Source organism: Sporosarcina sp. BP05, assembly GCF_014282005.1.
In the GTDB taxonomy this organism is placed as follows: domain Bacteria; phylum Bacillota; class Bacilli; order Bacillales_A; family Planococcaceae; genus Sporosarcina.
In genome coordinates, this window is record NZ_JACFTD010000054.1 from 1 (window position 1) to 1,870 (window position 1,870).

Consider the following 1,870-nt stretch of genomic DNA (forward strand, 5'->3'; position numbering starts at 1 on the left):
TAAGTAGACCACTGGAACCTCCCCAGTAGTCCCTCTCAGAACCGGACGTGAACCTCTCAGCTCATCCGGCTCCCATTATTCAGCCGTAGGTATGATTCCTATGTCCCAATGCTTAAAAAGTTTGGGATTCTGTTTTGCAATTCTACCTAGAAAACGTTCTGCCTTTTTCTTGTGGCGAGCTAGTCGTTTATATTTTCTTCTAGCCCATATTATTAAGGCCTTATTTATATGCCTTAATGAAGCATACATTTCAGATTTATAGAACTTGCCATAGTAATTAATCCAACCTTGAATTGCCGAGTTAAACATCTTTGATAAGTCCAGAAGCTCTTTTTCTGCCTTTAATTGTAGTTTCCATTCTCTCACTTTTTGCCGAATAGATTTCTTGGATTTATTACTAATGGCAGGTGTGAAGTTCACAAAATGTTTTCCCCACCTGTTCTTCGACAGCCTGGGTCTGAACGTGAATCCTAGAAAATCAAACGCTATATTTTCATAGTCCTCTTTTCTGTCTACATCCTTACAATATACAATTTTCGTTTTGACTGGATGTAGTTCGAGTTTACATTCGTTCATTCGCAGGTTAAGCGATTCATGCAATTCCTTTGCTTCTTCCTCTGTCTTGCAGTGGATGACCGCGTCATCTGCATATCTAGCAAACGGATTGTTCGGATGGTAAATAGCCATCCACTTATCAAACGTGTAATGGAGAAATAGATTTGCTAATACAGGACTTATGACACCACCTTGCGGTGTGCCGGAGGTACGCTCTTCTATTCCTTCTTTCGTTTGAAACGGTGCTCTTAACCATCTTTTGATGTATAACTTTATCCATTCGACTTGCGTATGCTTTTCTACTGCTTTCATTAATAACTCATGGTCTATATTATCAAATAAACCTTTGATATCGAATTCAAGTACCCAATTGTACCTCCAGCATCTTTTCCGTGTGATTTCAATTGCTTGAATGGCACTTTTCTTTGGTCTGTATCCGTAGGAATCTTCATGAAAGAATGGCTCCACTAAAGGTTCAAAATATAACTTTACTGTCATTTGTGCAATCCTATCCGCAACCGTTGGGATTCCTAGTCTCCTAGTACCTCCATCTTTCTTCGGTATTTCTACAGCTTTAACAGCTGGAGGAAAGTAACTGCCAGATGACATTCGGTTCCATATTTTATACAAATTTTCTTTGAGATTCTCTTCGAACTCTGTTATGGATTGCTCATCAATTCCTGCTGATCCTTTGTTTGCTTTAACTCTTAGAAAGGCTTCATATACTATGTTTTTAGATATCACATACGGCTTTGTTTTATGCATAAGTTCCTCCCAATTTGATGGTTGACCTGTTTATAAAACTGAATAACATAACCCCTTTGCTCCATCTCCGTTAGAAGACTTCATTGCTACTACGAGTTATTCCGCCCCTATACATGGCATTGGTACTCCGATTCTCGTGGGGCTTCCACTTGAAATCTCTCCCTTTGCATCCATGTCGTAGGTTCCCACGTTCCACACCCAAGCCTGTATTAAGTTCACGCCGCCTTTATACCGGTCACCGAACGGACAGTAAACAGGTTTCCTCCGAACTTATCCTGAGTTAACGACTCCCCCTCAGTTTTGATGACATTTATACGCTTTCGATACTTCATCAGCGGTTCAATGGTTTTCGTCTCCTTAATACCTACCTGACGAAGTCTTGCTTCGCCTTTTCCTTAACGCTCAATACCATAGCTTTTGACCACAGCACCTTAAGGTGGTTTGCAATCTCTACCTGTATAGCGATTGCGAGAGGCCTACTCTCATCTTGGGTGCAGCATAGCATTTGGAGATGTGCCTTAGGCACATTTCACTTGCTTTCGTGGCACAC

1 protein-coding gene is annotated in these 1,870 nt (G+C 40.9%); it reads right to left on the reverse strand.

Features of this window, described 5'->3' with window-relative positions:
* Positions 1–75 precede the first annotated feature (75 nt).
* Positions 76–1,320: a group II intron reverse transcriptase/maturase gene (gene ltrA / locus H2672_RS19010; protein WP_186673959.1), complete on the reverse strand. Its 1,245-nt coding sequence runs from the start codon at positions 1,318–1,320 to the stop codon at positions 76–78.
* Between the last annotated feature and the right edge of the window lie 550 nt (positions 1,321–1,870).